Source organism: Yoonia sp. GPGPB17 (assembly GCF_037892195.1).
GTDB lineage: Bacteria > Pseudomonadota > Alphaproteobacteria > Rhodobacterales > Rhodobacteraceae > Yoonia.
This window is the reverse complement of record NZ_JATACI010000005.1, coordinates 87189-107674: the sequence shown is the minus strand read 5'-3', so window position 1 is coordinate 107674 and position 20486 is coordinate 87189. Positions and strand designations below refer to the sequence as shown.

20 protein-coding genes, 4 pseudogenes and 1 riboswitch are annotated in these 20486 nt (G+C 55.1%); of the genes and pseudogenes, 16 read left to right on the top strand and 8 right to left on the bottom strand.

Annotated features, from left to right (window positions below):
* Window positions 1–3: 3 nt before the first annotated feature.
* From QTO30_RS21910 to QTO30_RS22215, 3 genes are read right to left on the bottom strand one after another with little or no spacing between them, the layout of a single operon-like run.
* Entirely contained in the window at window positions 4–939 is a 936-nt protein-coding gene (locus QTO30_RS21910) for an ABC transporter substrate-binding protein (RefSeq protein WP_340426306.1), read from the bottom strand.
* A gap of 15 nt (window positions 940–954) precedes the next feature.
* The gene (locus tag QTO30_RS21905; protein ID WP_445327209.1) at window positions 955–1767 is read right to left on the bottom strand and encodes an ABC transporter ATP-binding protein; all 813 of its coding nucleotides are present in this window, start codon (window positions 1765–1767) and stop codon (window positions 955–957) included.
* Window positions 1768–1813: 46 nt separating this feature from the next.
* Window positions 1814–2173: a DUF1636 family protein gene (locus QTO30_RS22215; protein ID WP_445327208.1), complete on the bottom strand. Its 360-nt coding sequence runs from the start codon at window positions 2171–2173 to the stop codon at window positions 1814–1816.
* Between the two features lie 129 nt (window positions 2174–2302).
* Here QTO30_RS22215 and QTO30_RS21900 point away from each other — a divergent pair, with 129 nt between their 5' ends.
* Genes QTO30_RS21900 through QTO30_RS21875 form a run of 6 tightly spaced genes read left to right on the top strand, consistent with a single transcriptional unit; the run spans window position 2303 to window position 5245 of the window.
* Window positions 2303–2704 (top strand): Fur family transcriptional regulator, encoded by a 402-nt coding sequence (locus QTO30_RS21900; protein WP_340426304.1) that lies wholly within the window; start codon window positions 2303–2305, stop codon window positions 2702–2704.
* Window positions 2705–2715: 11 nt separating this feature from the next.
* Window positions 2716–3063: a CobW family GTP-binding protein gene (locus QTO30_RS21895; protein WP_340426303.1), complete on the top strand. Its 348-nt coding sequence runs from the start codon at window positions 2716–2718 to the stop codon at window positions 3061–3063.
* The gene (locus QTO30_RS21890) at window positions 3048–3683 is read left to right on the top strand and encodes a CobW family GTP-binding protein (protein WP_340426302.1); all 636 of its coding nucleotides are present in this window, start codon (window positions 3048–3050) and stop codon (window positions 3681–3683) included. The genes QTO30_RS21895 and QTO30_RS21890 overlap by 16 nt, the downstream gene beginning before the upstream one ends.
* The gene (locus QTO30_RS21885) at window positions 3668–4735 is read left to right on the top strand and encodes a WD40 repeat domain-containing protein (RefSeq protein ID WP_340426301.1); all 1068 of its coding nucleotides are present in this window, start codon (window positions 3668–3670) and stop codon (window positions 4733–4735) included. The genes QTO30_RS21890 and QTO30_RS21885 overlap by 16 nt, the downstream gene beginning before the upstream one ends.
* The gene (locus QTO30_RS21880) at window positions 4732–5004 is read left to right on the top strand and encodes a hypothetical protein (RefSeq protein ID WP_340426300.1); all 273 of its coding nucleotides are present in this window, start codon (window positions 4732–4734) and stop codon (window positions 5002–5004) included. Before QTO30_RS21885 ends, QTO30_RS21880 begins: the two co-directional genes overlap by 4 nt.
* Before the next feature lie 49 nt (window positions 5005–5053).
* A complete protein-coding gene (locus QTO30_RS21875; protein ID WP_340426299.1) occupies window positions 5054–5245 on the top strand; it encodes a DUF1289 domain-containing protein in 192 nt (63 codons plus the stop codon).
* 595 nt (window positions 5246–5840) lie between these two features.
* Here QTO30_RS21875 and QTO30_RS21870 read toward each other — a convergent pair.
* Both QTO30_RS21870 and QTO30_RS21865 read right to left on the bottom strand, forming a co-directional pair.
* Window positions 5841–6395: pseudogene (locus tag QTO30_RS21870) on the bottom strand (nucleotidyl transferase AbiEii/AbiGii toxin family protein); the annotation flags it as partial.
* Window positions 6396–6410: 15 nt separating this feature from the next.
* On the bottom strand, window positions 6411–6656 hold the full coding sequence (locus tag QTO30_RS21865) for a hypothetical protein (protein WP_340426298.1): 246 nt from the start codon (window positions 6654–6656) through the stop codon (window positions 6411–6413).
* A gap of 576 nt (window positions 6657–7232) precedes the next feature.
* Between QTO30_RS21865 and QTO30_RS21860 the strand changes: the two are divergent.
* Window positions 7233–8204 (top strand): annotated as a pseudogene (locus QTO30_RS21860) (replication initiator protein A).
* A gap of 256 nt (window positions 8205–8460) precedes the next feature.
* Here the strand turns inward: QTO30_RS21860 and QTO30_RS21855 are convergent.
* Both QTO30_RS21855 and QTO30_RS21850 read right to left on the bottom strand, forming a co-directional pair.
* Window positions 8461–9495 (bottom strand): hypothetical protein, encoded by a 1035-nt coding sequence (locus QTO30_RS21855; protein ID WP_340426297.1) that lies wholly within the window; start codon window positions 9493–9495, stop codon window positions 8461–8463.
* 559 nt (window positions 9496–10054) lie between these two features.
* A complete protein-coding gene (locus tag QTO30_RS21850) occupies window positions 10055–10882 on the bottom strand; it encodes a hypothetical protein (protein WP_340426296.1) in 828 nt (275 codons plus the stop codon).
* 180 nt (window positions 10883–11062) lie between these two features.
* A riboswitch (glycine riboswitch) is annotated at window positions 11063–11149 on the top strand.
* A 122-nt stretch (window positions 11150–11271) separates the two neighbouring features.
* Here QTO30_RS21850 and QTO30_RS22210 point away from each other — a divergent pair.
* The 5 genes and pseudogenes from QTO30_RS22210 (at window position 11272) to bhcD (ending at window position 15694) form a co-directional block, all read left to right on the top strand.
* The gene (locus QTO30_RS22210; protein ID WP_445327206.1) at window positions 11272–11838 is read left to right on the top strand and encodes an FAD-dependent oxidoreductase; all 567 of its coding nucleotides are present in this window, start codon (window positions 11272–11274) and stop codon (window positions 11836–11838) included.
* Window positions 11763–12506, top strand: coding sequence for an FAD-dependent oxidoreductase (locus tag QTO30_RS22205; RefSeq protein WP_445327207.1), 744 nt, complete (start codon window positions 11763–11765; stop codon window positions 12504–12506). Before QTO30_RS22210 ends, QTO30_RS22205 begins: the two co-directional genes overlap by 76 nt.
* Before the next feature lie 10 nt (window positions 12507–12516).
* The gene (gene bhcB / locus QTO30_RS21840; protein ID WP_340426295.1) at window positions 12517–13473 is read left to right on the top strand and encodes a beta-hydroxyaspartate dehydratase BhcB; all 957 of its coding nucleotides are present in this window, start codon (window positions 12517–12519) and stop codon (window positions 13471–13473) included.
* Between the two features lie 2 nt (window positions 13474–13475).
* A pseudogene (gene bhcC / locus QTO30_RS21835) lies at window positions 13476–14643 on the top strand (3-hydroxy-D-aspartate aldolase BhcC).
* A gap of 82 nt (window positions 14644–14725) precedes the next feature.
* A pseudogene (gene bhcD / locus QTO30_RS21830) lies at window positions 14726–15694 on the top strand (iminosuccinate reductase BhcD).
* Between the two features lie 20 nt (window positions 15695–15714).
* Here bhcD and QTO30_RS21825 read toward each other — a convergent pair.
* Window positions 15715–16560 carry a MurR/RpiR family transcriptional regulator gene (locus tag QTO30_RS21825; RefSeq protein ID WP_340426294.1) on the bottom strand — a complete coding sequence of 282 codons (846 nt, stop codon included), beginning with the start codon at window positions 16558–16560 and terminating at the stop codon, window positions 15715–15717.
* A gap of 127 nt (window positions 16561–16687) precedes the next feature.
* On the opposite strand from QTO30_RS21825, the gene QTO30_RS21820 reads away from it, so the two are divergent.
* From QTO30_RS21820 to QTO30_RS21805, 4 genes are all read left to right on the top strand, one after another.
* Complete coding sequence (locus QTO30_RS21820; protein WP_340426293.1) at window positions 16688–17455, top strand: N-formylglutamate amidohydrolase; 768 nt, start codon at window positions 16688–16690, stop codon at window positions 17453–17455.
* On the top strand, window positions 17452–18033 hold the full coding sequence (locus tag QTO30_RS21815; protein ID WP_340426292.1) for a TRAP transporter small permease subunit: 582 nt from the start codon (window positions 17452–17454) through the stop codon (window positions 18031–18033). Before QTO30_RS21820 ends, QTO30_RS21815 begins: the two co-directional genes overlap by 4 nt.
* A complete protein-coding gene (locus QTO30_RS21810; RefSeq protein ID WP_340426291.1) occupies window positions 18030–19349 on the top strand; it encodes a TRAP transporter large permease in 1320 nt (439 codons plus the stop codon). Before QTO30_RS21815 ends, QTO30_RS21810 begins: the two co-directional genes overlap by 4 nt.
* A gap of 63 nt (window positions 19350–19412) precedes the next feature.
* Window positions 19413–20447, top strand: coding sequence for a TRAP transporter substrate-binding protein (locus QTO30_RS21805; RefSeq protein ID WP_340426290.1), 1035 nt, complete (start codon window positions 19413–19415; stop codon window positions 20445–20447).
* Window positions 20448–20486 lie beyond the last annotated feature (39 nt).

Below are 20486 nucleotides of genomic sequence, written 5' to 3'. Positions count from 1 at the left end.
GGGTTATTCAGCCCAGAAGGCTTCGGCGAGCGTCTTGATCGCCTGAATGTTGCGCGGGCCCGGTGTGGCCTCGACATATTCCAGCGTCACGAAACGGTCGTTCTTGACGGCGTCGAGCTTGGCGAAAGCTGGGTTTGACATCATGAAGTCGCGCTTCTGTTCGGCGGTGACTTCGCCGTAGTTGACGATCATGATCACCTCTGGGTTCCGCTCGACAACTTCTTCCCAGGTTACCGTCGCCCAGCTCTTTTCGAAGTCGTCCATGATATTTACGCCGCCCGCAGCTTCAATCAGCGCGGTTGGCATGGCGTAACGCCCCGCGGTAAAGGGTGTATCCTCGCCGCTGTCGTAGACAAAGACGCGCAGGGGGTCGCCGGTTTCCAGTTCACTGGTAAAGGCTGCTAGCTCTGCTCGGTAGCCGTCGACCAGTTCTGCAGCCTTCTCTTCGACCCCAAAAATGGCACCAAGGTTGGTAAGGTCAATGTACATGTCATCAATGCTGGCCTTTTCCTTATCCATGATGTGGGTGCAGGACTCGGTCAGTTCGTAGACCTGCACGCCGAAGGGTTCGAGCGTTTCAGGCGTAACCTCGCCGCCGACCTTCATGCCGTAGTTCCAGCCTGCGAAGAAGAAGTCGGCGTCAGAGCCGATTATCACTTCCTTCGATGGATATTTCGCAGAGAGTTCAGGCAGCTCTTCTACACCCGCCCGCATCTCTTCATCCAGCGTCTTCCAGCCGGAAATGCCCGTGTAGCCCACCATACGGTCGGCTAGCCCAAGCACGAGCATCATTTCCGTCAGGTTCACATCGTTGGAGACTGCACGTTCTGGCGGCGCGTCGAAGGTCACGGTGCGGTTACAGCTTTGAACGGTCGTGTCTGCGACGGCCATACTCACGCTGAGGTTAAGCGCTACTGCGCCAAATGCGAAATATTTCATCTGGTTGGTCCTGTTTTAAAGATGGAATGTCATGTGTTTCGTATTGCTCGGCGCGAGGTGTTCGCGCCGAGCTGTCACGTGAAAGGCCTTCGAAATCGCGATCTCGGAGAACACGTCTTGTGGTGCGCCAAAACCGACGGCTTTTCCGTCATCCAGCAGCAGTACCTGATCGCAAACATCTGCGGCCATGTTCAGATCGTGCAGCGAGGTGACAATTGTCACGGGAAGGTCTCGGATCAGTTTCAGAACCTCAAGTTGGTGCCGAATGTCGAGGTGGTTGGTGGGTTCATCCAGGATTAAAAGCTGCGGTTCTTGCGCAAGCGCGCGGGCTACCATCACACGCTGACGCTCTCCACCGGACAGCGTACCAAGATGTCGTTCCGCGAAACCACCAAGGTCCAGCCTTTCGAACGCGCCGGCGATAATGCCAGCATCCCTTTGACCTGATGCACCCCCAAACCCAGTCCGGTGGGGCGTGCGCCCGAGGGCAACGATCTCACGAACAGTCAGCGCAAAATCTGTGGGCTGCTCTTGCAGAACTGCTGCGACCTTGCGCGCTGCGTCTCGCGCGGAAACCTTCCAGATATCGTTGTCATCAATTTTTAGCGACCCGCTTGTGGGGCGATGATACCGGTAGAGCAGTCGAAGTAGCGTGGACTTCCCTGCGCCGTTGGGACCAACGATACCGAGGACCTGACCGGGCGAGAGATCAAAACTGATTGGATGCAGGACCGGTTTGCGGCTTCTAGGCGCACACCAACTCGCGCCTTTGACGGAAAGACACGCGCCACAAGTGAGTTCCGCGTCGGAACTGCCGGAAACAGACATATCTTCAGCGATATCTTTCACGTCTCAGCCAGCATTAGGTCTGAAACTAGTGGGGATTGGCTATTTGGCGGCGGCAGTCGACCCAGTATGCTCGCTTGCAGTGGTGCTTAAGCCTATCCTTTCGCTCAAGAAAGCCCTCGGGCGCTTTCGAATACCGAGATGCCAGTTCGAAAAGTGCGTCGACATGGGTGTCATCGTCAGGGTCAAGCTCCCCGAACACATAGGTAAAACGCCCCTCAGCGGCCAATGATACGATGCAGGATCGCTTGCATTGGCTCATGCATTGCACGCCGCGTAACCGCATCTGTGGATCGTTTTCTCGCGCTAGCTTTTCGGCGACGCGACGGGCCAAACTAGATCCACCACGTGAGTCGCAGGCACCTTCGCGACCGTCGCGGCATGTCATGCAAATCGATAGGATCGGTTTGTCCGCATTCATAGCCAGAACGCCCCCACAATGTAACGTTGTAACATTGCGTTTAGTAACCGCGCTTGTTACGTATCGTCAAGAGCCGTAGTTTCAGGAGGCTATGCTGTGAAGAAACGCTCAAAGCGCGTCACCCATGCCGACCGGGTGCTCAATTACCTGCAGGCACAGAATCGTCCGGTATCAGCCTACGACATTTTGGAAGGGCTGCGAGATGACGGCGTGACAGCGTCGACAACAATTTATCGTGCGCTGGAAAAGCTTCTGGATGCAGGGAAAGTCCATAGAATCGAGTCGCTCAATGCCTGGACTGTTTGCTGCGGCGGGCATGACGGGAAGACGCCGGTTTTTGCCATATGCGACGACTGCGGAACTGTGACCGAGCATGTCGATGACGAATTTGCAGACAGTATAGCAGGCTTGTCCAAGCGAACAGGCTTCGCCGCCATTCATTCAGTTCTCGAACTTCACGGTCGCTGCAGTGACTGCAGCACATCGCCCTCTCATTGAAAGGATACCCAATGGAACAAACTGCTCAGGTTCCCGTCACCGTCCTCACTGGCTTTCTTGGGGCCGGGAAAACCACGCTTCTGAACCGCATTCTGACCGAGCGTCACGGCAAGAAATACGCTGTCATTGTGAATGAGTTCGGCGAAGAGGGCATCGATAATGATCTCGTCGTGGATGCCGACGAAGAAGTATTTGAGATGAACAATGGGTGCATCTGCTGCACCGTGCGTGGCGATCTCATCCGTATTCTGGGCGGGCTGATGAAACGCGCTGACAAACTCGATGCGATCATCGTGGAGACGACTGGACTGGCTGATCCTGCGCCCGTTGCGCAAACCTTTTTGTGGATCAGGACGTAGCGGACCGGACAAAGCTCGATGCTATCGTCACCGTTGCAGACGCCGTCCACCTCAACGATCAGTTGGGGGAGCACCACGAAGCTGAGGAACAGATCGCCTTTGCGGATATCGTGCTTTTGAACAAAACCGATCTTGTTGAAGCAGATGGTCTGGGCCGCGTTGAAGACCGCATCCGCAAAATCAACCCATACGCCAAGATTATCCGCACCGAACATTGCGGCGCGGATCTAGAAGAGGTGATTGGACTGAACGCCTTCAGCCTTGATCGCGTATTGGAGGTCGAGCCTGACTTCCTTACATCGGACCATGACCATGAGCACGATGATGACGTGAAAAGCGTATCACTGACATCCGATGTTCCCCTCGATCTCGAAAAGTTCCAGACGTGGTTCGGGCAACTCTTGCAGACCCGCGGGCAAGACATTCTGCGGTCGAAGGGTATCCTCGACTTCAAGGGCGAGGATGATCGTTTCGTCTTCCAAGGCGTCCATATGCTGATGGATGGCTCACCCATGGGGTCCTGGCCTGCAGGGGCGCGCCAATCGCGTATCGTCTTTATCGGTCGTGACCTCGACACCATGGGTCTTGAGGACGGCTTCAACGCATGTCGAGCGGCATGACAGCCGAAGCCGTTCGAACCAACCCTCGGCGGGCTTGCTTCGCTTCCACGCAATTGGAGCGAGAAGGCCTGAGCCTGGACACTGGCGCGCCTGTAACAAGCTCGGTTGTCGTGGGCTCGTCCATCGCGGCTGGACTGGGTGACGGCACAATCCTCATCTTCGAACCAGACAGCCCGCCCAAGATGCTTGAAGCCCATCACGGTGCAGTTCTTTGCATCACGGCCGATCCAGAAACGAACTCCATCTATACTGGCGGCGACGATGGACGATTTCTAAGAACCTCTTTGGACGGCACAGTCGAAGAGATCGCGAGTTTTGGGAGCCGCTGGGTAGACTGCGTGGCGGCAGGACCAAAACTGTTCGCCTGCTCTTCCGGAAAGACCGCTACGGTGTGGAGCGAAGGCGAGACGCAACCGCTTAAATTCGAACATCCAAGTACCGTCGGGGGACTGGCCTTCGACGCAAATGGGCGTCGCTTGGCCGTTGGTCACTACGGCGGTGCTACGATTTGGGAACGCGGCAGTCGTCGCTGGGAATCGACCAATCTCAAATGGAAGGGATCCCATGGGGCGGTAACTTTTAGTCCCGATGGAAAATGCGTCGTGACGTCAATGAACGAAAACGCACTGCACGGTTGGCGTTTGCGCGATAAGGCAGACATGCGAATGTCTGGTTATCCAGCAAAGGTGAAAAACTTCATATGGATGGGCAGCGCACCTTTTCTGGCGACGTCTGGGGCCGACGAAGCCATCTGTTGGCCGTTTGATGGCAAGGATGGTCCGATGGGCCGCTCGCCCGCAACCTGTTGTTATGGTGGAAAGCAAGTCTGCACTGCTGTGACAGGTATGCTTGGCCATGATGCGCTCCTCGCAGGCTTTGCCGACGGGGCAGTTTTGGCCGGTCGGGCATCTGAAGACGCAGAGGACTTTGTGGTGAAGGGATCCAGCGGCTCTCCTATAGCGGCGCTTGCCATTACGTCGGACGCGTGGCTGTTCATCGGCGAGGAGTCTGGCCGCATTCTTTGGGTACGATTGGGCGGGAGCGAAAAATGAAGAACATGTTTGCACCGCGCGAACGGTCGTCAGGGCGTGCTGCCGAAATCAAAGCCTGGGTAAGTAAGCAACTAGGCCTGGGCGAAAACGATCTGGTGTCTGTAGCGGAACTCACGTGTCACGAGCCGGATTGCCCACCGGTTGAAACCGTTGTGACAGTGCATCGGAATGACGGCGAGCGAGAGACCTGGAAGATCCACAAGCCCATGTCGGAAGTCAGCCAGTCGGACGTAAGCGCTTCGCTACCCAACGCAAAAGCCCAGTTTTGATACTGAGATGACAATCAGTGCGTCTGGAAATACTCGATAGTAGCCATTCATGAAAAAGCGTAAGAGCCCCTGCATCGATGTTTGTGAATTTACTGGCCCTAGTGGCTGGTGCCTTGGCTGCGGCCGCACGCGGGACGAATGTGCCCGGTGGAAAAAAATGAAACCCTATGAAGCGAACATCATTGAGAAGGAACTCGTCCTTCGCCTGTCAAAAATGACCCAACTGCCTGAGGAGCAGTAAGGCTAGTGGGTTGGGTGTGAAAAGCGCCCTGAGAAGCTGAAATTAACCCTTCCGCAGTCAGAATGCGACGGTCGCATTTTCCGCGTATCGATGGTTGTTCAGCTTGACAACCAAAGAGCATTTCGTAGTTGGCTGTTTAGGCAGGATTTCAATGTCCGCTCTGAGGAGACGCACTGCATCGCTGCGATGCCCGTGCTGCGAGAGCAAATGAATGCTGCGATAGCAATAGCCGCATCTGCACAAGTCCGCTTTGTCCGCAAATCGCCCGCTCACCTGAGCCGGGACGAATGGCAGGTGTACGGAAAATGGCACCTGCACTGAGAAAGCTGACGTATCAGTCAAATGACATGCGTTTGGGAGCGAAAACGTTTCTTCGTTGCATCAGCGAGAGATCGCATTGCGGGTGGGCCGTGCGAGTCTATACAGACTATTTCATCCCCAGCCATAAGCGGCTCCGTCGTGGCCGCTCGGGCGAGGATCGTCCCCCGAATGGGCGGAGACCTTGTGGCTCCGGTCGGCCCACCGACGAGAGCTGTCCGTCGCAGACGGCGCCCCAAACACCTCTTTGATTTACGTGGCGGCTTGAATTCAGCCTTCAAACCTGGCGCAAAAGACCCAAGGCATCGTCGTATGCGCTATCGACCAAGTGCTGGTTTTGCTCTCGTAAGGCCAGCTGAGCGATGCTCGACGACACATAATCTCGCGACAGAACGTCGATCCTGCTGATGGTCTCACGCACATAGTCAGGGATGAGGGCCAGCGCCGCGATCACATCTGTGGTGTCATTGGTGGCCGCAGCTGCGGCAATATCAAAGATGTCGCGAGGCTGGATCCGAGACCCTCGATAACGGACCTTTTTGGCAATGATCTCAGGCACGGTTTCAAGGGCGACTGTGCGCCCTTCGATGGTCCGGATCGATGTTGGCGCCTCAGTCACGTGTCCCGTCACGATGAAGTCGATCTCACCGATCCCTTCAAAGGCGATTTTCAAATGGCCAGTGCCGTCACCATTGTAAGTTGCCTCACCAAGCATGAACTGCCGCTCTGAAACGGTGGCCTCAACATACGGAAGGAGTTGGCGATCATCCAGGAACAGGTCGATGTCATGGCTCTCGCGGTGATCGATCTGGATCATCATCGCTGTGCCACCACCAAAGGACCACCTTTAGGGGGCCAGGGCCACGGATTGGCCCGACCAGTTCGCAAATGCGGTGGCCGTGTTGTGGAGCTGTTCTTCGGAAATCCCGAAGGCACCAGCGAACGCTTTTTGATCCGCGGCAGGGGTTTCTGTCAGAAAAGACCCAACATGAGCGAGCTTGATGTCAGCCGTCGCGATGGCCATAGCCAACTGATCCGCATCCAGCATTGTCTGGTACGGAGCGTTCACTGTGGTCAGTATCGCTGTGTGCATCGCTTTGGTCATAACCGGGTAAATATACGAAACAGGGGGTTAATTTCAAGTTGGCCGACCGACTCGGCCAATGGCAGGGCGCTGCGCTGATCTAAGTGCACCAATCTTTCTAAGCAAATTCAGAGCGCAAACACACGCGCCAACGGCTCATCTGGGGCGCCGCCATCGAACCTCGGGTGTTAAATCTGTGTTATTATAAAGGGTTACGGATTGAAAAGTATCGATTCAACCCATGATATCAATAACTTACGACGGGCGAGGTGGGCGATAAGCCACCAAAGGGTGTGTGATCGGCCACTGATTGGTGTGTCGCAAGCCAATGCGCTGATTTCATTGAGAAAACCGAATCAGAGTGATCATGGGTGGGCGATAAGCCAACAATTTGACACGGTGGGTAATAAGCCACTAGTGTGTGATAAGCTAGTGCGGCAGAGAATCGGTGGGTGATAGGCCATTATGGTGACAGAGGTGGGTGATAAGCCAGTGAAGCGGCTGGCCAATCCGTTGCTGCCGGATCGGTTTCAGCAACCGCATCTCTTCATTTGAGACATCTTCGATGCCGCGCCCAAGAGCGATATGGCCGGTATGAAGCATCCGGTCTTCTCGATCTCAAAGAAGCCGGATCATCAGACGCGCCGCTATGATAATGGCGAGAACTACATCGAGATTTCGCCCTCTGCGAAGGGAATGGCGACGGTCTTTGATCCTGGCATCCTGATCTTCTGCATCTCGCAACTGATCGCTGCCCTGAATGAGGGGCGGGACGTGTCCAAGACGGTGAGCTTCAAAGTGAGTGACTACATTGTCGCGACGGGGAAGTAAGCCGGGGGCAGCGCCTATAACCGCGCTGAAGAAGCTCTTGAGCGTTTGCGCGGGACCACGATCAAAACCAACATCCATACGGGTGCCGAGCGTCAATGGAATGTCTTTGGCTTGGTTGAAAGCGCGAAAAAGGTGCGCAGAGATGTCGACGGGGTGCTGCAGGAGGTGCAGGTCACGCTGTCGGATTGGGTCTTCAATGCGATTCAGGCGAAAGAGGTTCTGACGATCAGCCGGGACTATTTCCGACTGAAAAAGCCGCTTGAACGTCGGATGTATGAGATTGCGCGCAAGCATTGCGGGAAGTCGGCCGAATGGCGCATTGGCTTGGAGAAGCTGCGCCTGAAATGCGGATCTCAATCGTCGCCAAAAGAGTTCAAGCGTTTAGTCAGCAACATTATCGCAGATGCCGAACAGCATGACTATTTCCCAGACTATGACCCGTCATTGGACGGCAACATCGTGGTGTTTCGCAGCAAAGGCACAGTGCCGGTTCCGGTGATTGAGGTTTATGAGGGCAAACTTGACCCAGAAGCCTATCATGACGCGCGGACGGCAGCGCCGGGCTGGGATGTGCGCATGATTGAGCAGGAATGGCGAGCGTGGTGCGGCAAGGAAGAGATTGAGCCCAAGCACCCGAGCCGCATTTCATCAAGTTCTGCCAAAGCTGGTTTGAAAAGCGCGGTAAACCTTAAGCCTCCCGTGAGACTGGCCCACGCAGGCCCATAGAACCTATCCAACAGGCGCGTCCAAACGCCAATGGAACCGCTACGCGTAACGAGTTGGAAACGCCACGGCGTATTCGACATGGCTCGACACCGAAGTAGAAGATCTGGCAAGTCCGTGCTAGGTTTTCTCCCAAAAACCGCCAAATAAGGAGGCTCTGTGGTCGATCTCGCGGACGTTGACGCGCATGGATGGTCACGAGCGCCCCGAAAGAGACCCAAGAACCGCAGAAAATCACCGGCAATCAGAGAACTTTGCCTCACAGTCCGCGTCTCCGGTGCAGGCCGATCAGGCTGCCGATCAGATTAAGTTTGCCGCGATTATGCGCCTTGATCATCCCGCGCAAGGCCCCGCCGGGGTTCATGACGGGAGCTGTCGGGTGATCCCGGTTCGCATCAAGAAGCATGACACAAAGAGCGGCCGGGACGCGCCCCATACGGTCGCAAGCAGCGGCCCAGGCTGTAATATTAATCCCGAGTGGCGCGACCCTAGCATTCGCCGCTTCGACAAAGGCGTATTCCGGTCGGTCGCCACTTCGGACCTGCATCTCGAATTTGAAGTCCTCGCTCGCTAAGGTGACCGCATGATCCAGTCCGTATTGTCCTGAGAAAAGCTCTTGAAGCGCCAAGGTTTCCGTCTCAAGCTCTTTTTCTTTGCAATCGACGGGTCCGGTAGGACCCGGAGCAGAATAATTTGAGTGCGCGGGCTTGCCCGCGCTCCGTTTATCGACATTGGCGTTACATTTTTCAGAGATATTCATCTGAATGTCCTCTTGTATAAAGGACCGGAAGGTATCTTCCGGTTCACAAGAAGAATCAGCATGGTTTTCGATCCAAACTGTCAGCCTTGTGCACAGGTCTGTTGCCGCGTCGACATGCTGAGAAAGCCGGGCTTCGCTCATACTCAGAAGCGTATCGGTACGGGGCCATGTTTCACGCTCGGCGATCATCTCCTGAACGTCGTCGGACAGAAGATCGTCGGGTGACAGACGCGCCAGTTCATCGCGGAAGGTGGCCCACTGGACACTGCGTGTCGCTCTGAGGGTCTTCTCAAGTGTGCGGAGATGGCGGGTCGAGATCCCGAGCTTCTGGGCAAAGCTCTCCTGGCGCCCGTAGAAAATCGGCTCCTTGCCAGGGTCGATCCAGGCGTCAGCCTCGGTGCATCCGATCAATCGTGTGAGAATGTCGGTGAGCCGCGGGCCAAGCCCGATGTCGCGGCCAATATCTGCCATCAGCGCGATCACATCGCGTCTGGAAAATCCCGGTGGAAGGGACGGAAAGGGGTCTGTCCTCATATTCTTGTCCTCTCATCTGCTCGTTGGACAAGACGGCGACAGGCAAATCCTCATTGTTCGCACAAATGCGTTTTTGCTTGCCTGTATGATTCTGGGGGTGTTATGTTCATCTCGATTTAACACGATGCAGAGTTGGCGCTCTGTGATCATAGCGCCTCCGGAAGGTTCACCGCCTTGCGGGGTTTTGCTTTTCTAGGGCTCTGGTTCTCCTTTCATCTTTGGGCAGACAGTCGCTGCCGGTTTGGTTGGGTATGGACCCAGGTCTGGCCTAATGGGGTTTTGATGAGCCAGACCAAGACGAACTTCACCTGTTCGCACGGATGCGTTTTTTCTTGATCGAAGGGGCAGGGGGTGGTAAAACCAGATCAACAGCACCGCTGATCGAGAAGTTGGCGCTTCTTGGTTTTTGAGCCCCTCGTTAAGGCCGCCGCCTTGCGGGGGTTTGCGTTTTTGGCTGCTCGCCTTCTGCCCCCTTTCGGTTCTTGTTTTGTACAACAGGCATACTATCTCTAGCTGCCTGTCGTAAATACGGTTTTGTCTTGGATCAGCGCCACCATATTTAGTAGTTAACCTGCTCGAAGCCGTAATTTCCTTCATAATCACGCCATTCCACGAAAACAGAGCGATGGAAGATGCCGGGGCAGTTCGAGCCAAAACCTGCCGTTCCAACATGCGCCTCTGGCAGAGCGGCGACAGAGCTTCGTGTCCAACGGAAATCGCCTTGTGTACCATAGGTGCCCATGCGGACGTTATCTGACCGATTGCAATCACCGTCGCTACCAGACTCCCACTGGCGCACATAGCGCGCATCGAAAACGCGAATGGAGCGAACGAAATTGAACTCTGCTCCGCTGATGTCGATGTCCGCTCGATCTTGGACAAGCTGAAGTGCGAACCCCTCCGGCAATGGAGCCGCGTTACCACCGGTCAAGCGAACAACGGCGGGTTGCGGCTCCATGCCGTCCGTGAGTGGGGGCGCTTGAAATGTCGGGGCAGGTGCCCCGGCCATTCGGCCATCAATGCCTGTGACTGGGGTGCCTGCCTCATCCACGGGGAAGGATTGCAGCGGCGCGGTTTGCTCCAGCTCGAAGAAGATTTCGTAAATCCGTTCGCTGGTCAAAGTGTCGGGATCGACGGTGTAGGCCGCGCCCGTAGGGCAGCGCCATATCTGCAAGGGTGGTTCGACAGGCCATGGTGTGATGCGGCGAATGAATTCGACGCGGGCTCTTGCGCAGGGAACGGATGCGGGCCATCCACCGGATAGGCACAAGAGAATGGCGCAGTCGATTTGATAGGTCTGGGCCTCGGCACGTTGCGGTGCAGCGGTGATGCTGGCTGCTGCGAGCGCTGCAACGGCCAAGGCTGAGGATTTGAGCATATTCAGCATGGGGCCTCCTTGATGCGCGCGTGAGAGACTTCTTTCAATAATACGGTTTTCGCAAAATAATACGGTTTTGATAAGTCTCGTTAAACAGCGCCTAGGTTTGTAGGTCGCACTGGGCAGCGCTTGAAAATATCAATCTTCTACGGAAAGGAGTGCATTGTAAATTTTCCTACACAGCGGTATAAAGGGCTTGCGGGAGAGACGATTTGATTCGTCGCCGAAGGAGCAACCGCCCCGGAAACTCTCAGGCAAACGGACCGCGCAAAGTACAATTCTCTGAAAAAGAGGGCTCTGCCTTCTGCCGATGGTGTAAACGGGCAAGCTCGTGAATCTCTCAGGCCAATGACAGAGGGGGCAACTTAACTGCCGCATTCAGCGGTTTAGGAGTTGCCATGATTGCAAGACCAGGAACTGTCGCTGTGATTGGGGCCGGAGTGACCGGCGTTACCACGGCCTATCAGTTACTTAAACGTGGGTTTGATGTGACCCTGTTCGAGCGTAACAGGCATGCCGCGATGGAAACCAGTCTAGGCAATGGCGGCCAGATTTCGGCGTCCAATGCGGAGGTGTGGAATTCTTGGGCCAATGTAAGCAAGGGCATCCGGTGGATGTTGACCAAAGACGCGCCATTGCTGGTTGGCCCGTACCCCAGCTTTCACAAGATCAGTTGGATGACGTCTTTCCTGCGGGCCATCCCGAGCTACGAGAAGAACACTATTCGCACCGTCGAACTTGCCTTGGCCGCACGCGACGCGTTGCTCGGCATGGCGGCGGATGAAGGCATAGACTTTAATCTTGAAAAGCGCGGAATTCTGCATTTCTACGAAACAAAGGCAGAATTTGAGGCAGCGGCGCGGGTCTCGGAACTGCTGGCCAAGGGTGGATTGACGCGCCTTCCGGTGACGACGGAAGAGATCTCCGCAATCGAACCGACACTGAAAGGTGTGGGCTATGCTTAAGCTTCTATACTGAGTCCGATTTCACGGGTGACATTCACAAGTTCACCACTGGGTTGGCGGACGCTGCAGAAGCACAAGGCGCGACGCTGCAGTTCGAAACGGATATTCTTGATGTTGCATCGACTGATGCAGGTATGCGGGTGGATTTTGGGGTCGAGGGCGCGAAAGATAGCGCGATCTTTGACCGGGTCGTGATCTGCGCAGGCGTGATGTCTAAAAAGCTGGCTCGTCGTTTAGGCGAAAACGTGAACATCTATCCGGTTAAGGGCTACTCGATCACGGTCAACCTGAACGATGAAAAGGCCCAGAACGCCGCGCCTTGGGTCAGCCTACTGGACGACAAGGCAAAAATCGTGACGAGCCGCTTGGGTAAAGACCGTTTCCGGGTGGCAGGCACCGCTGAATTGTCTGGTTACAACCGCGACATTCGACAAGCGCGGATTGAACCCCTGGTTAAGTGGTGCAACCGCCACTTCCCCGAGATGAGCACGCGCAGCGTTGTGCCATGGTCAGGTCTGCGTCCAATGATGCCGAATATGCTGCCGCGCGTTGGTCCAGGCAAAGACCCGCGCGTTCTTTTCAACACGGGACACGGCCATCTGGGTTGGACGCTGTCGGCGGCTACGGCCTGCATGGTCGCCGACATGGCCCAAAAGCAAGCTGCATAAGGAATTGCCAATGAATATCCCAACCTATGAAGATATGCTTGCCGCGCATGAACGGATCAAACCGATTATTCGTCGCACGCCTGTGCGCACATCGGATTATCTGAACGATTTGACCGGTTGCAACCTGCTATTCAAATGCGAAAACATGCAGGAGCCCGGCGCGTTCAAGGTTCGCGGTGCCTGCAATGCGGTCTTTGGCCTGGATGAAGCACAAGCGGTCAAAGGTGTCGCGACCCATTCATCCGGAAACCACGCGTCGTGCCTGTCATATGCAGCGATGAAGCGAGGCATTCCCTGCAATGTGGTTATGCCAAAGACGGCGCCACAGGCGAAAAAGGATACTGTCCGGCGTTATGGCGGGGTGATCACGGAATGTGAGCCATCGACAACGTCTCGCGAGGCAACGTTCGCAGAGATCCAAGCCGCGACAGGCGGTGATTTCGTGCATCCTTACAACGATCCGCGCGTGATTGCTGGTCAGGGCACCTGTTCCAAGGAGTTCATGGAGCAGACGGACGGTCTGGATGTCGTGATGGCACCGATTGGCGGCGGCGGGATGGTCTCTGGTACCTGCCTGACGCTCTCGACGCTTGCGCCGGAAACGCAGATCATCGCAGCAGAGCCTGAACAAGCTGATGACGCGTATCGCAGTTTCAAAGAGGGGCACATCATTGCTGACGATGCTCCAAAGACCATCGCCGACGGACTGCTGGTGCCTTTGAAGGAACGCACTTGGCATTTCGTTTCCAAATATGTGAGCGACATTCTGACCGCCTCGGAAGAGGAAATCATCGAAGCTATGAAGCTGACATGGAAGCATTTGCGCGTGGTGATGGAGCCGTCTAGTGCCGTGCCTTTGGCAACACTTCTGAAAAACAAGGAACGGTTCGCGGGCAAGCGCGTCGGGATAATCATAACTGGTGGCAATGTCGATCTAGACAAGCTGCCTTGGACCAAAGGAGTTTAATGATGCTTGATCACTCACACCTCGAAGGCCTCGAAGTCGGCTATGATGTGCCTAAGCCCTACCCGGAATGGACGAGGCAGATATTCAGACGCCAGCCCTTGTGCTGGATTTGGACGCGCTGGAAGCAAATGTCAAGAAGATGGGCGACTATGCCAAGGCCCATGGCATGCGCCACCGCGCACACGGCAAGATGCACAAATCGGTGGATGTGCTTAAGCTGCAGCAAGAACTTGGCGGTGCGATTGGTGTGTGCTGCCAGAAAGTCTCTGAGGCAGAGGTTTTCGCCCGCGCGGGGATCAAAGACGTTCTGGTTTCCAACCAGGTACGCGACCCTGGAAAGCTAAACCGCTTGGCGCAACTGCCCAAGTTCGGTGCGCGCACGATCGTCTGCGTGGACGACCTTGAAAACGTGGCAGATCTATCGGCCGCGGCGCAAAAGCATGGTACCGCTTTAGAGTGTTTTGTCGAGATCGACTGTGGGGCAGGCCGCTGCGGCGTGACGACCACCCAGGATGTTGTCGCCATTGCACGTGCCATTGACGCGGCGGACGGCCTAAAGTTTGCTGGCATCCAAGCCTATCAGGGCGCAATGCAACACATGGACAGCTTTGAGGACCGCAAGGCCAAATTGGATATCGCTATTGGCATGGTCGAAGATGCAGTTGCTTAGGCCTGAAATCCGTTGGCCTCGACCCTGAATTGGTTTCCGGTGGCGGCACCGGCTCTTACTATTTCGAGAGTAACTCGGGTGTCTACAATGAACTGCAATGCGGGTCATATGCGTTCATGGACGCTGACTATGGTCGTATCCAAGACAAAGACGGCAAACGGATCGACCAGGGCGAATGGCAGAACGCCTTCTTCTTGCTGACTACGGTGATGAGCCACGCCAAAGCCGACAAGGCGATCTGTGACGCGGGTCTGAAAGTGCAATCCGTCGATAGCGGTCTGCCGTTCATATATGGCCGGAAGGATGTCGAATACATCAAATGCTCCGACGAGCATGGGGTGATCGCTGATCCAGATGGTGTTCTGAAAGTCAACGAAAGGCTTAAGCTGGTGCCGGGACACTGCGACCCGACCGCCAACGTACATGACTGGTATGTCGGCGTGCGCGGCGGCAAGGTCGAATGCGTTTGGCCGGTCTCCGCGCGCGGCAAAGCGTACTAAGTCCGGATCCTCCTCCCAGATCGTAACCGGACTAACTTGCGGGGTGGCAGTGCCGCCCCGCTTTATTACAAGGATCTGCTAAATGTTCATCGTTCCCGAAAATCTGATTGCTTAGCCTCATGACCAGAGCTTTAGCCTTTGACGCGGTGGAAGCTGTGTTTGCCAGCATGTCTATGCGGGTCGCCTATAACTTTCCGGTCATCCGCGAAGCCATCGGGCATGAAGATGCTCTTTATGGTTTTAAGGGAGGATTTGATCGTGCCTAAGCAATGTTCTAGGGGTTAAGGCAGGAGGATACTGGCCGCACAACATGGAACGGCGGCAGGAAATCAACCACCAATCCTCCATTTGCCTTTTTGATCCAAACACTGGGAAACTCCATGGCATTGTGGGCGGCAATCTGCTGACCGCGCTGCGAACAGCCGCGGCATCTGCTGTTTCGATCAAGTATCTCGCGCGTCAGGACGCCAAAATTCTAGGCATGGTAGGCGCGGGGCATCAATCGGTGTTTCAGCTTCGGGCGGCCTTAGAGCAGCGCGACTTCGAGAAAGTGATCGGTTGGAACCGCAGCCCTGAAAAGCTGGAACGCTTGTCCAAGGTCGCGAGCGACGCGGGGCTCGAGTTTGAAGCGGTTGCAATTGAAGACATGCAAAAGGCAGATGCGATTATCACCATCACATCCTCCTTCGCACCATCACTCATGGCAAATCATGTCTCAGCCGGAACGCATATCGCGTGTATGGGCACCGATACCAAGGGAAAGCAAGAAGTTGCTGCGGCAGTGTTCGGAAATTCTAGTGTATTTGCCGATGAAATCACGCAGTCCGTGACAATTGGCGAAGCGCAGCATGCCATCACGCAAGGCATAGTTGAAGCCACGGACATCACCGAGATAGGGCAGGTCATAAACGGTAAACACCCAGGTCGCAGGTCGGATAGTGAGATTACCCTCTTTGACGGCACCGGCGTTGGGTTGCAGGATTTGGCCGTAGCTTCGCGTGTCGTCGAGCTGGCCGTTGCGCAGGGCTTAGCAACCGAGGTAGCGTTTTGAACCAGAGCAATCTTGGCGATTCAAAAAATCCCTGAGTCGCCAATCAAGCTCTCCATCTCAGCGATGCGCTTTCCGGTTTGATCCGGAGCGGATCTCTGTATTTGGGCGACCATAGATTCAACCAAAAAATTCAGCGCTACCATGGAGTCCCAGCTTGAAGGCGCTTGGACGGGCGCGCGGAAACAGATGTCTGCGTCATTCTCGATGGGTGATCCCCACTGATCGGTAAACAACATGATCTTGGCTTTCCGTTTCTGGGCCAGTCGGGTCAATCGTGCGATCTTTTTCTCATATCTGCGGATATCGAAAATGATGAGCACCGAACTTTCATCCATATCCAGAACGGATTGCGGCCAAGCATTCTGTGACGGATTCAGAAGAGTAACGTTTGGCCGGATAATATGCAGGTGATTAGCGAAGTAATGCGCTATAGGCCAAGTGATCCGTCCACCGATCAGTTGAACGCGTCGAGACGGTTCCGCCAGCAGTTCAGCCGCCTGATCGAACAATGGGAAATCAATCTGATTGATTGTGTTATTAACATTTTCGACGACAACATGCGCGAATTGGTTCACAATATGATCGTCCTTCGGGTGCTCAGGCTGCGCCTTGAGCTTTGCAAGCGGCTGCTTAATGCGTTCAGCTAGTTCGAGCCGCACAGCTCCGTGCAGGTCTGGGTACCCATCATATCCAAGCTTGCGCGCTAGGCGGATGATTGTTGGGGTAGAGACTTCCGCCGCGTTTGCCAACTTCGTAATTGATTGAAGTTCAATCAATAGAGCTGGGTCGCGCAAAAATGGAATGACCCGGCGCTCGGCGGCTGTGAAGTCGCCTTTATGTTGTTCGAGAAGGTCTCTTACCAGCATATCCTGCCCACTTTGTAATCATCGCTACGAGACTATCACATATTGTAGCCAGTAGTACAGAATGCGGTTGACCGAATTTTGCCTTCATGTAAATTGTTCTACAACATGAATCACTCTGAAGGCAAACATGTCACGGCCTTGGACACCCATCCAGCTTCAACGTACGAACGGGCAAGCCCCGATCGTTCTGATTTGTGAGCATGCTTCACCTTACATCCCGGATGATTTCGACTTTCCAGGCATTGGAAAGATTGATCCATCATCCCACGCTGTCTGGGATATTGGTGCACTTAGAATGGCTCAGAGTCTGTCAACAGAATTGGACGCGCCACTTGTTTCCTGCGGCACGTCGCGTTCTCTCTATGACTGCAATCGCCCCTTTTCGGCAAAAGACTGTATTCCCGCAAAGAGCGAAGAAATTGCTTTTCCGGGCAATGAGCAACTGACGGAACATGAGCGTAAAACCCGTCGCCGCCTCATTCATGATTTGTTTCATTCGGCAGTTGAAGGGCTCATCGAAAATCAGGTTGAGCGTGTCGACAGCCCTGTTGCTGTAATAACGCTGCATTCTTTTACACCTGTCTACTACGGCCGCCCCCGGGAGGTTGAGATCGGATTTTTGTATCACGGAAATCCTACTTTGAGCGAAGCGGCATGTCGCGTTGAGCGGATCAATGACCGTTACAACGTCGCCTTGAATGCGCCTTACGGCAAGGAAGATGGCGTTACCTACAGCATATGTCGACATGCCGATTCCAACCGTCTTCATTCGACCATGATCGAGGTGCGCAACGACCTGATCAGAACTGATGATCAGGCGGCGAATATGGGGTGCCATTTAGCGTCGACGCTGCGTGAAGCTATTGCGCATTTGGATAAGACGAGGGCAGCATGAGATTTTTGCTCGGTTATTCGCGCGCAGTGGATCGCATGAATCACGCCATTGGTTTGGTGGTGATGTACGGGGTCTTTGTGCTCATGGCGATTTTGCTTTGGTCTTCAATCTCCAAGACCTTTTTTGTTCCCTCGCTCTGGACGCTGGAGATGGCGCAATTTGCTATGGTTGCCTACTATATGTTGGGCGGTCCCTATTCGATCCTAGTAGGGTCCAATGTGCGAATGGACCTTTTCTATGGCGCTTGGTCGCTGCGCCGCAAGTCAGCCATCGACGTGATCACGGTACTCTTTCTGATCTTCTACATAGGTGTGCTGCTCTACGGCGCATTGGGGTCGACCGCATATTCACTCGGCTATTGGGGCACCGCGCCGGTCGAATATTTCCTTGGCCTGATGACAGGCACGGAAGACATTGGTCGCATGGAGCGCTCCTCAACCGCCTGGCGCCCATATATTTGGCCAATCAAGGCGATCATGATCGCTGGCCTCTTCCTGATGCTACTTCAGGCTGTATCTGAACTTATCAAAGACCTGGCGCGCGCTTTGGGTCACGACCTCCCGGAGCCAAAAATATGAGCCAGGAATACATCGCTCTTTTTATGTTTGCGTCCATGATGCTCATGCTGTTCACCGGACAGCGGGTCTTTGGAGCTATTGGTGCGATAGCCGCAATTGCAGCGCTGGCGCTGTGGGGGACCGGCGGTCAGGATATCCCGTTTTCCGCGGCAATGAAGCTGATGAAGTGGTACCCGCTTCTGACCCTGCCCATGTTCATCTTCATGGGCTACGTATTGTCCGAGAGCCGCCTGGCCGACGACCTCTACCGAATGTTTCATGTGTGGTTCGGCAACGTCTCGGGTGGGCTGGCAATGGGAACCATCGGTCTCATGGTACTGGTTTCCGCTATGAATGGGCTAAGCGTAGCGGGCATGGCCATCGGTGCGACGATTGCGCTTCCCGAGCTATTACGGCGTGGCTATGACAAGCTGATGGTCACAGGTGTGATCCAGGCGGGGTCGAGCCTTGGTATTCTTGTGCCACCATCGGTGGTGCTGGTGCTTTATGCGATGATCGCACGCCAACCGGTGGGGCAGCTTTGGCTCGCCGGGATCGTCCCGGGTCTGATGATGGCAGCGATGTTCATTGCATACATTTGGATCCGGTGCCGACTGAACCCGGCACTAGGGCCTGTCGCAACCGATCTTGAGGAGGTAACGCCGCAGGAGAAGCGCCGCTTGCTCTGGTCGGGCGTGTTGCCGCTGGCGATTTTTGCCGCGATGATGGTACCCTTTGTCAACGGTTGGACCTCGCTTGTCGAAAGCTCGGCCATCGGCGCTCTGACCGCGCTGGCAGCGTCCATCCTCAAGCGGCGCATGACCTGGGCGGTGTTTCACACCTGCACCAAGCAAACACTGGGTATCTCTTGCATGTTCATGTGGATCATTCTGGCCGCTTTGGGCTTCGGGGCTGTGTTTGACGGCCTGGGTGCTGTGTCGGCAATCGACAATCTCTTCACCGATCAGCTTGGGCTTTCTCCCTGGATGATCCTCATCTTGATGCAGCTCAGCTTCATCTTGATGGGGACATTCTTGGATGACACGGCGATGCTTGTCATTGTAGCGCCGCTTTATGTGCCACTGGTCGGAGCACTTGGGTTCGATCTCATCTGGTACGGGGTGCTATATACGATCACTACCCAGATCGCATATATGACGCCGCCCTTCGGTTATAACCTCTTCCTGATGCGCGCTATGGCCCCGCCTGAGGTCACGCTGCGCGATATCTACCGCTCAATCATACCTTTCGTCGGCGTAATGGTCTTGGCGCTTACGATAATCATGGTCTTCCCAGAACTAGCGCTGTGGCTGCCCAACTATGTCTACGGAAAATAACGAGAATACCAAAACGGTACCAAATCACCCGCCCCAAAGGGCACACAACAATTGGAGGTCAATATGACATCAAGACGTAAGTTTCTAACCACCGCCGCGATGGGTGCGGCGGCTGCGCCGCTGGCAACACCAGCCATCGCACAAAGCACTATCCAATGGCGGATGCAAACCTATGCGGGCCCGGCACTCGCCGCCCATGTGATCGACCCTGCTATCGAGATGTTCAACAAGATTGCAGGTGACCGCATGCAGATCGAGCTGTTTTACGCCGATCAGCTAGTTCCCACAGGGGAACTGTTCCGAGCTATGCAGCGTGGCACCATTGACGCGGTGCAATCGGACGATGACTCGATGGCATCGCCTACAGATGTGACCGTGTTCGGTGGCTATTTCCCCTTCGCCTCGCGCTATTCGCTCGACGTACCCGTGCTCTTCAACCAATATGGTTTGAATGAAATCTGGGACGAACAGTATAGCGCTGTTGGTGTCAAGCACATCTCTGCGGGTTCCTGGGACCCCTGCCACTTCGCGACAAAGGACCCGATCCGCTCCTTGGCGGACCTGAATGGCAAGCGTGTCTTTACCTTCCCAACCGCTGGTCGTTTTCTGAGCCAGTTTGGCGTGGTTCCTGTATCCCTGCCTTGGGAAGATATCGAAGTTGCTATGCAAACTGGCGAGCTGGACGGCATCGCATGGTCCGGTATCACTGAAGATTACACAGTTGGCTGGGCAGACGTTACAAACTACTTCCTAACCAACAATATCTCCGGTGCATGGGCTGGCTCCTTCTTCGCCAATATGGATCGCTGGAACGAGCTGCCGGAAGATCTGCAAACTCTGTTCCGCGTGTGTTGCGACCAGTCGCACTACTACCGTCAGTGGTGGTACTGGGGCGGCGAAGCCAACCTTCGTGTCAACGGCACCAAGATGGAACTGACCTCGATCCCGGATGAGGAATGGGCGCAGGTCGAGAATGCAGCAGTGGCCTTCTGGGACGAAATCGCAGCCGAGGGCCCAACACAGGCCAAGGTCGTAGATATCTTCCGCAAATACAACGCCGACATGGCAAAGGCCGGACGGCCTTACCGCTACGGCTAAAGCTAAATACTTGGCGCGCGCTCCGATCATCATCGGAGC

What these genes read in the sequence shown, in the direction of transcription:
- QTO30_RS21865 (WP_340426298.1), bottom strand. Translation starts at nt 6,656, where the DNA reads ATGCACACAGCGATACTGACCACAGTGAACGCTCCGTACCAGACAATG.
- QTO30_RS22210 (WP_445327206.1), top strand. Translation starts at nt 11,272, where the DNA reads ATGATTGCAAGACCAGGAACTGTCGCTGTGATTGGGGCCGGAGTGACC.
- QTO30_RS22215 (WP_445327208.1), bottom strand. Translation starts at nt 2,173, where the DNA reads ATGACATGCCGCGACGGTCGCGAAGGTGCCTGCGACTCACGTGGTGGA.
- QTO30_RS21885 (WP_340426301.1), top strand. Translation starts at nt 3,668, where the DNA reads ATGTCGAGCGGCATGACAGCCGAAGCCGTTCGAACCAACCCTCGGCGG.
- QTO30_RS21855 (WP_340426297.1), bottom strand. Translation starts at nt 9,495, where the DNA reads ATGAGGACAGACCCCTTTCCGTCCCTTCCACCGGGATTTTCCAGACGC.
- QTO30_RS21805 (WP_340426290.1), top strand. Translation starts at nt 19,413, where the DNA reads ATGACATCAAGACGTAAGTTTCTAACCACCGCCGCGATGGGTGCGGCG.
- QTO30_RS21910 (WP_340426306.1), bottom strand. Translation starts at nt 939, where the DNA reads ATGAAATATTTCGCATTTGGCGCAGTAGCGCTTAACCTCAGCGTGAGT.
- QTO30_RS21880 (WP_340426300.1), top strand. Translation starts at nt 4,732, where the DNA reads ATGAAGAACATGTTTGCACCGCGCGAACGGTCGTCAGGGCGTGCTGCC.
- QTO30_RS21905 (WP_445327209.1), bottom strand. Translation starts at nt 1,767, where the DNA reads ATGTCTGTTTCCGGCAGTTCCGACGCGGAACTCACTTGTGGCGCGTGT.
- QTO30_RS21850 (WP_340426296.1), bottom strand. Translation starts at nt 10,882, where the DNA reads ATGCTGAATATGCTCAAATCCTCAGCCTTGGCCGTTGCAGCGCTCGCA.
- QTO30_RS21810 (WP_340426291.1), top strand. Translation starts at nt 18,030, where the DNA reads ATGAGCCAGGAATACATCGCTCTTTTTATGTTTGCGTCCATGATGCTC.
- QTO30_RS21820 (WP_340426293.1), top strand. Translation starts at nt 16,688, where the DNA reads ATGTCACGGCCTTGGACACCCATCCAGCTTCAACGTACGAACGGGCAA.
- bhcB (WP_340426295.1), top strand. Translation starts at nt 12,517, where the DNA reads ATGAATATCCCAACCTATGAAGATATGCTTGCCGCGCATGAACGGATC.
- QTO30_RS21825 (WP_340426294.1), bottom strand. Translation starts at nt 16,560, where the DNA reads ATGCTGGTAAGAGACCTTCTCGAACAACATAAAGGCGACTTCACAGCC.
- QTO30_RS21895 (WP_340426303.1), top strand. Translation starts at nt 2,716, where the DNA reads ATGGAACAAACTGCTCAGGTTCCCGTCACCGTCCTCACTGGCTTTCTT.
- QTO30_RS21875 (WP_340426299.1), top strand. Translation starts at nt 5,054, where the DNA reads ATGAAAAAGCGTAAGAGCCCCTGCATCGATGTTTGTGAATTTACTGGC.
- QTO30_RS21815 (WP_340426292.1), top strand. Translation starts at nt 17,452, where the DNA reads ATGAGATTTTTGCTCGGTTATTCGCGCGCAGTGGATCGCATGAATCAC.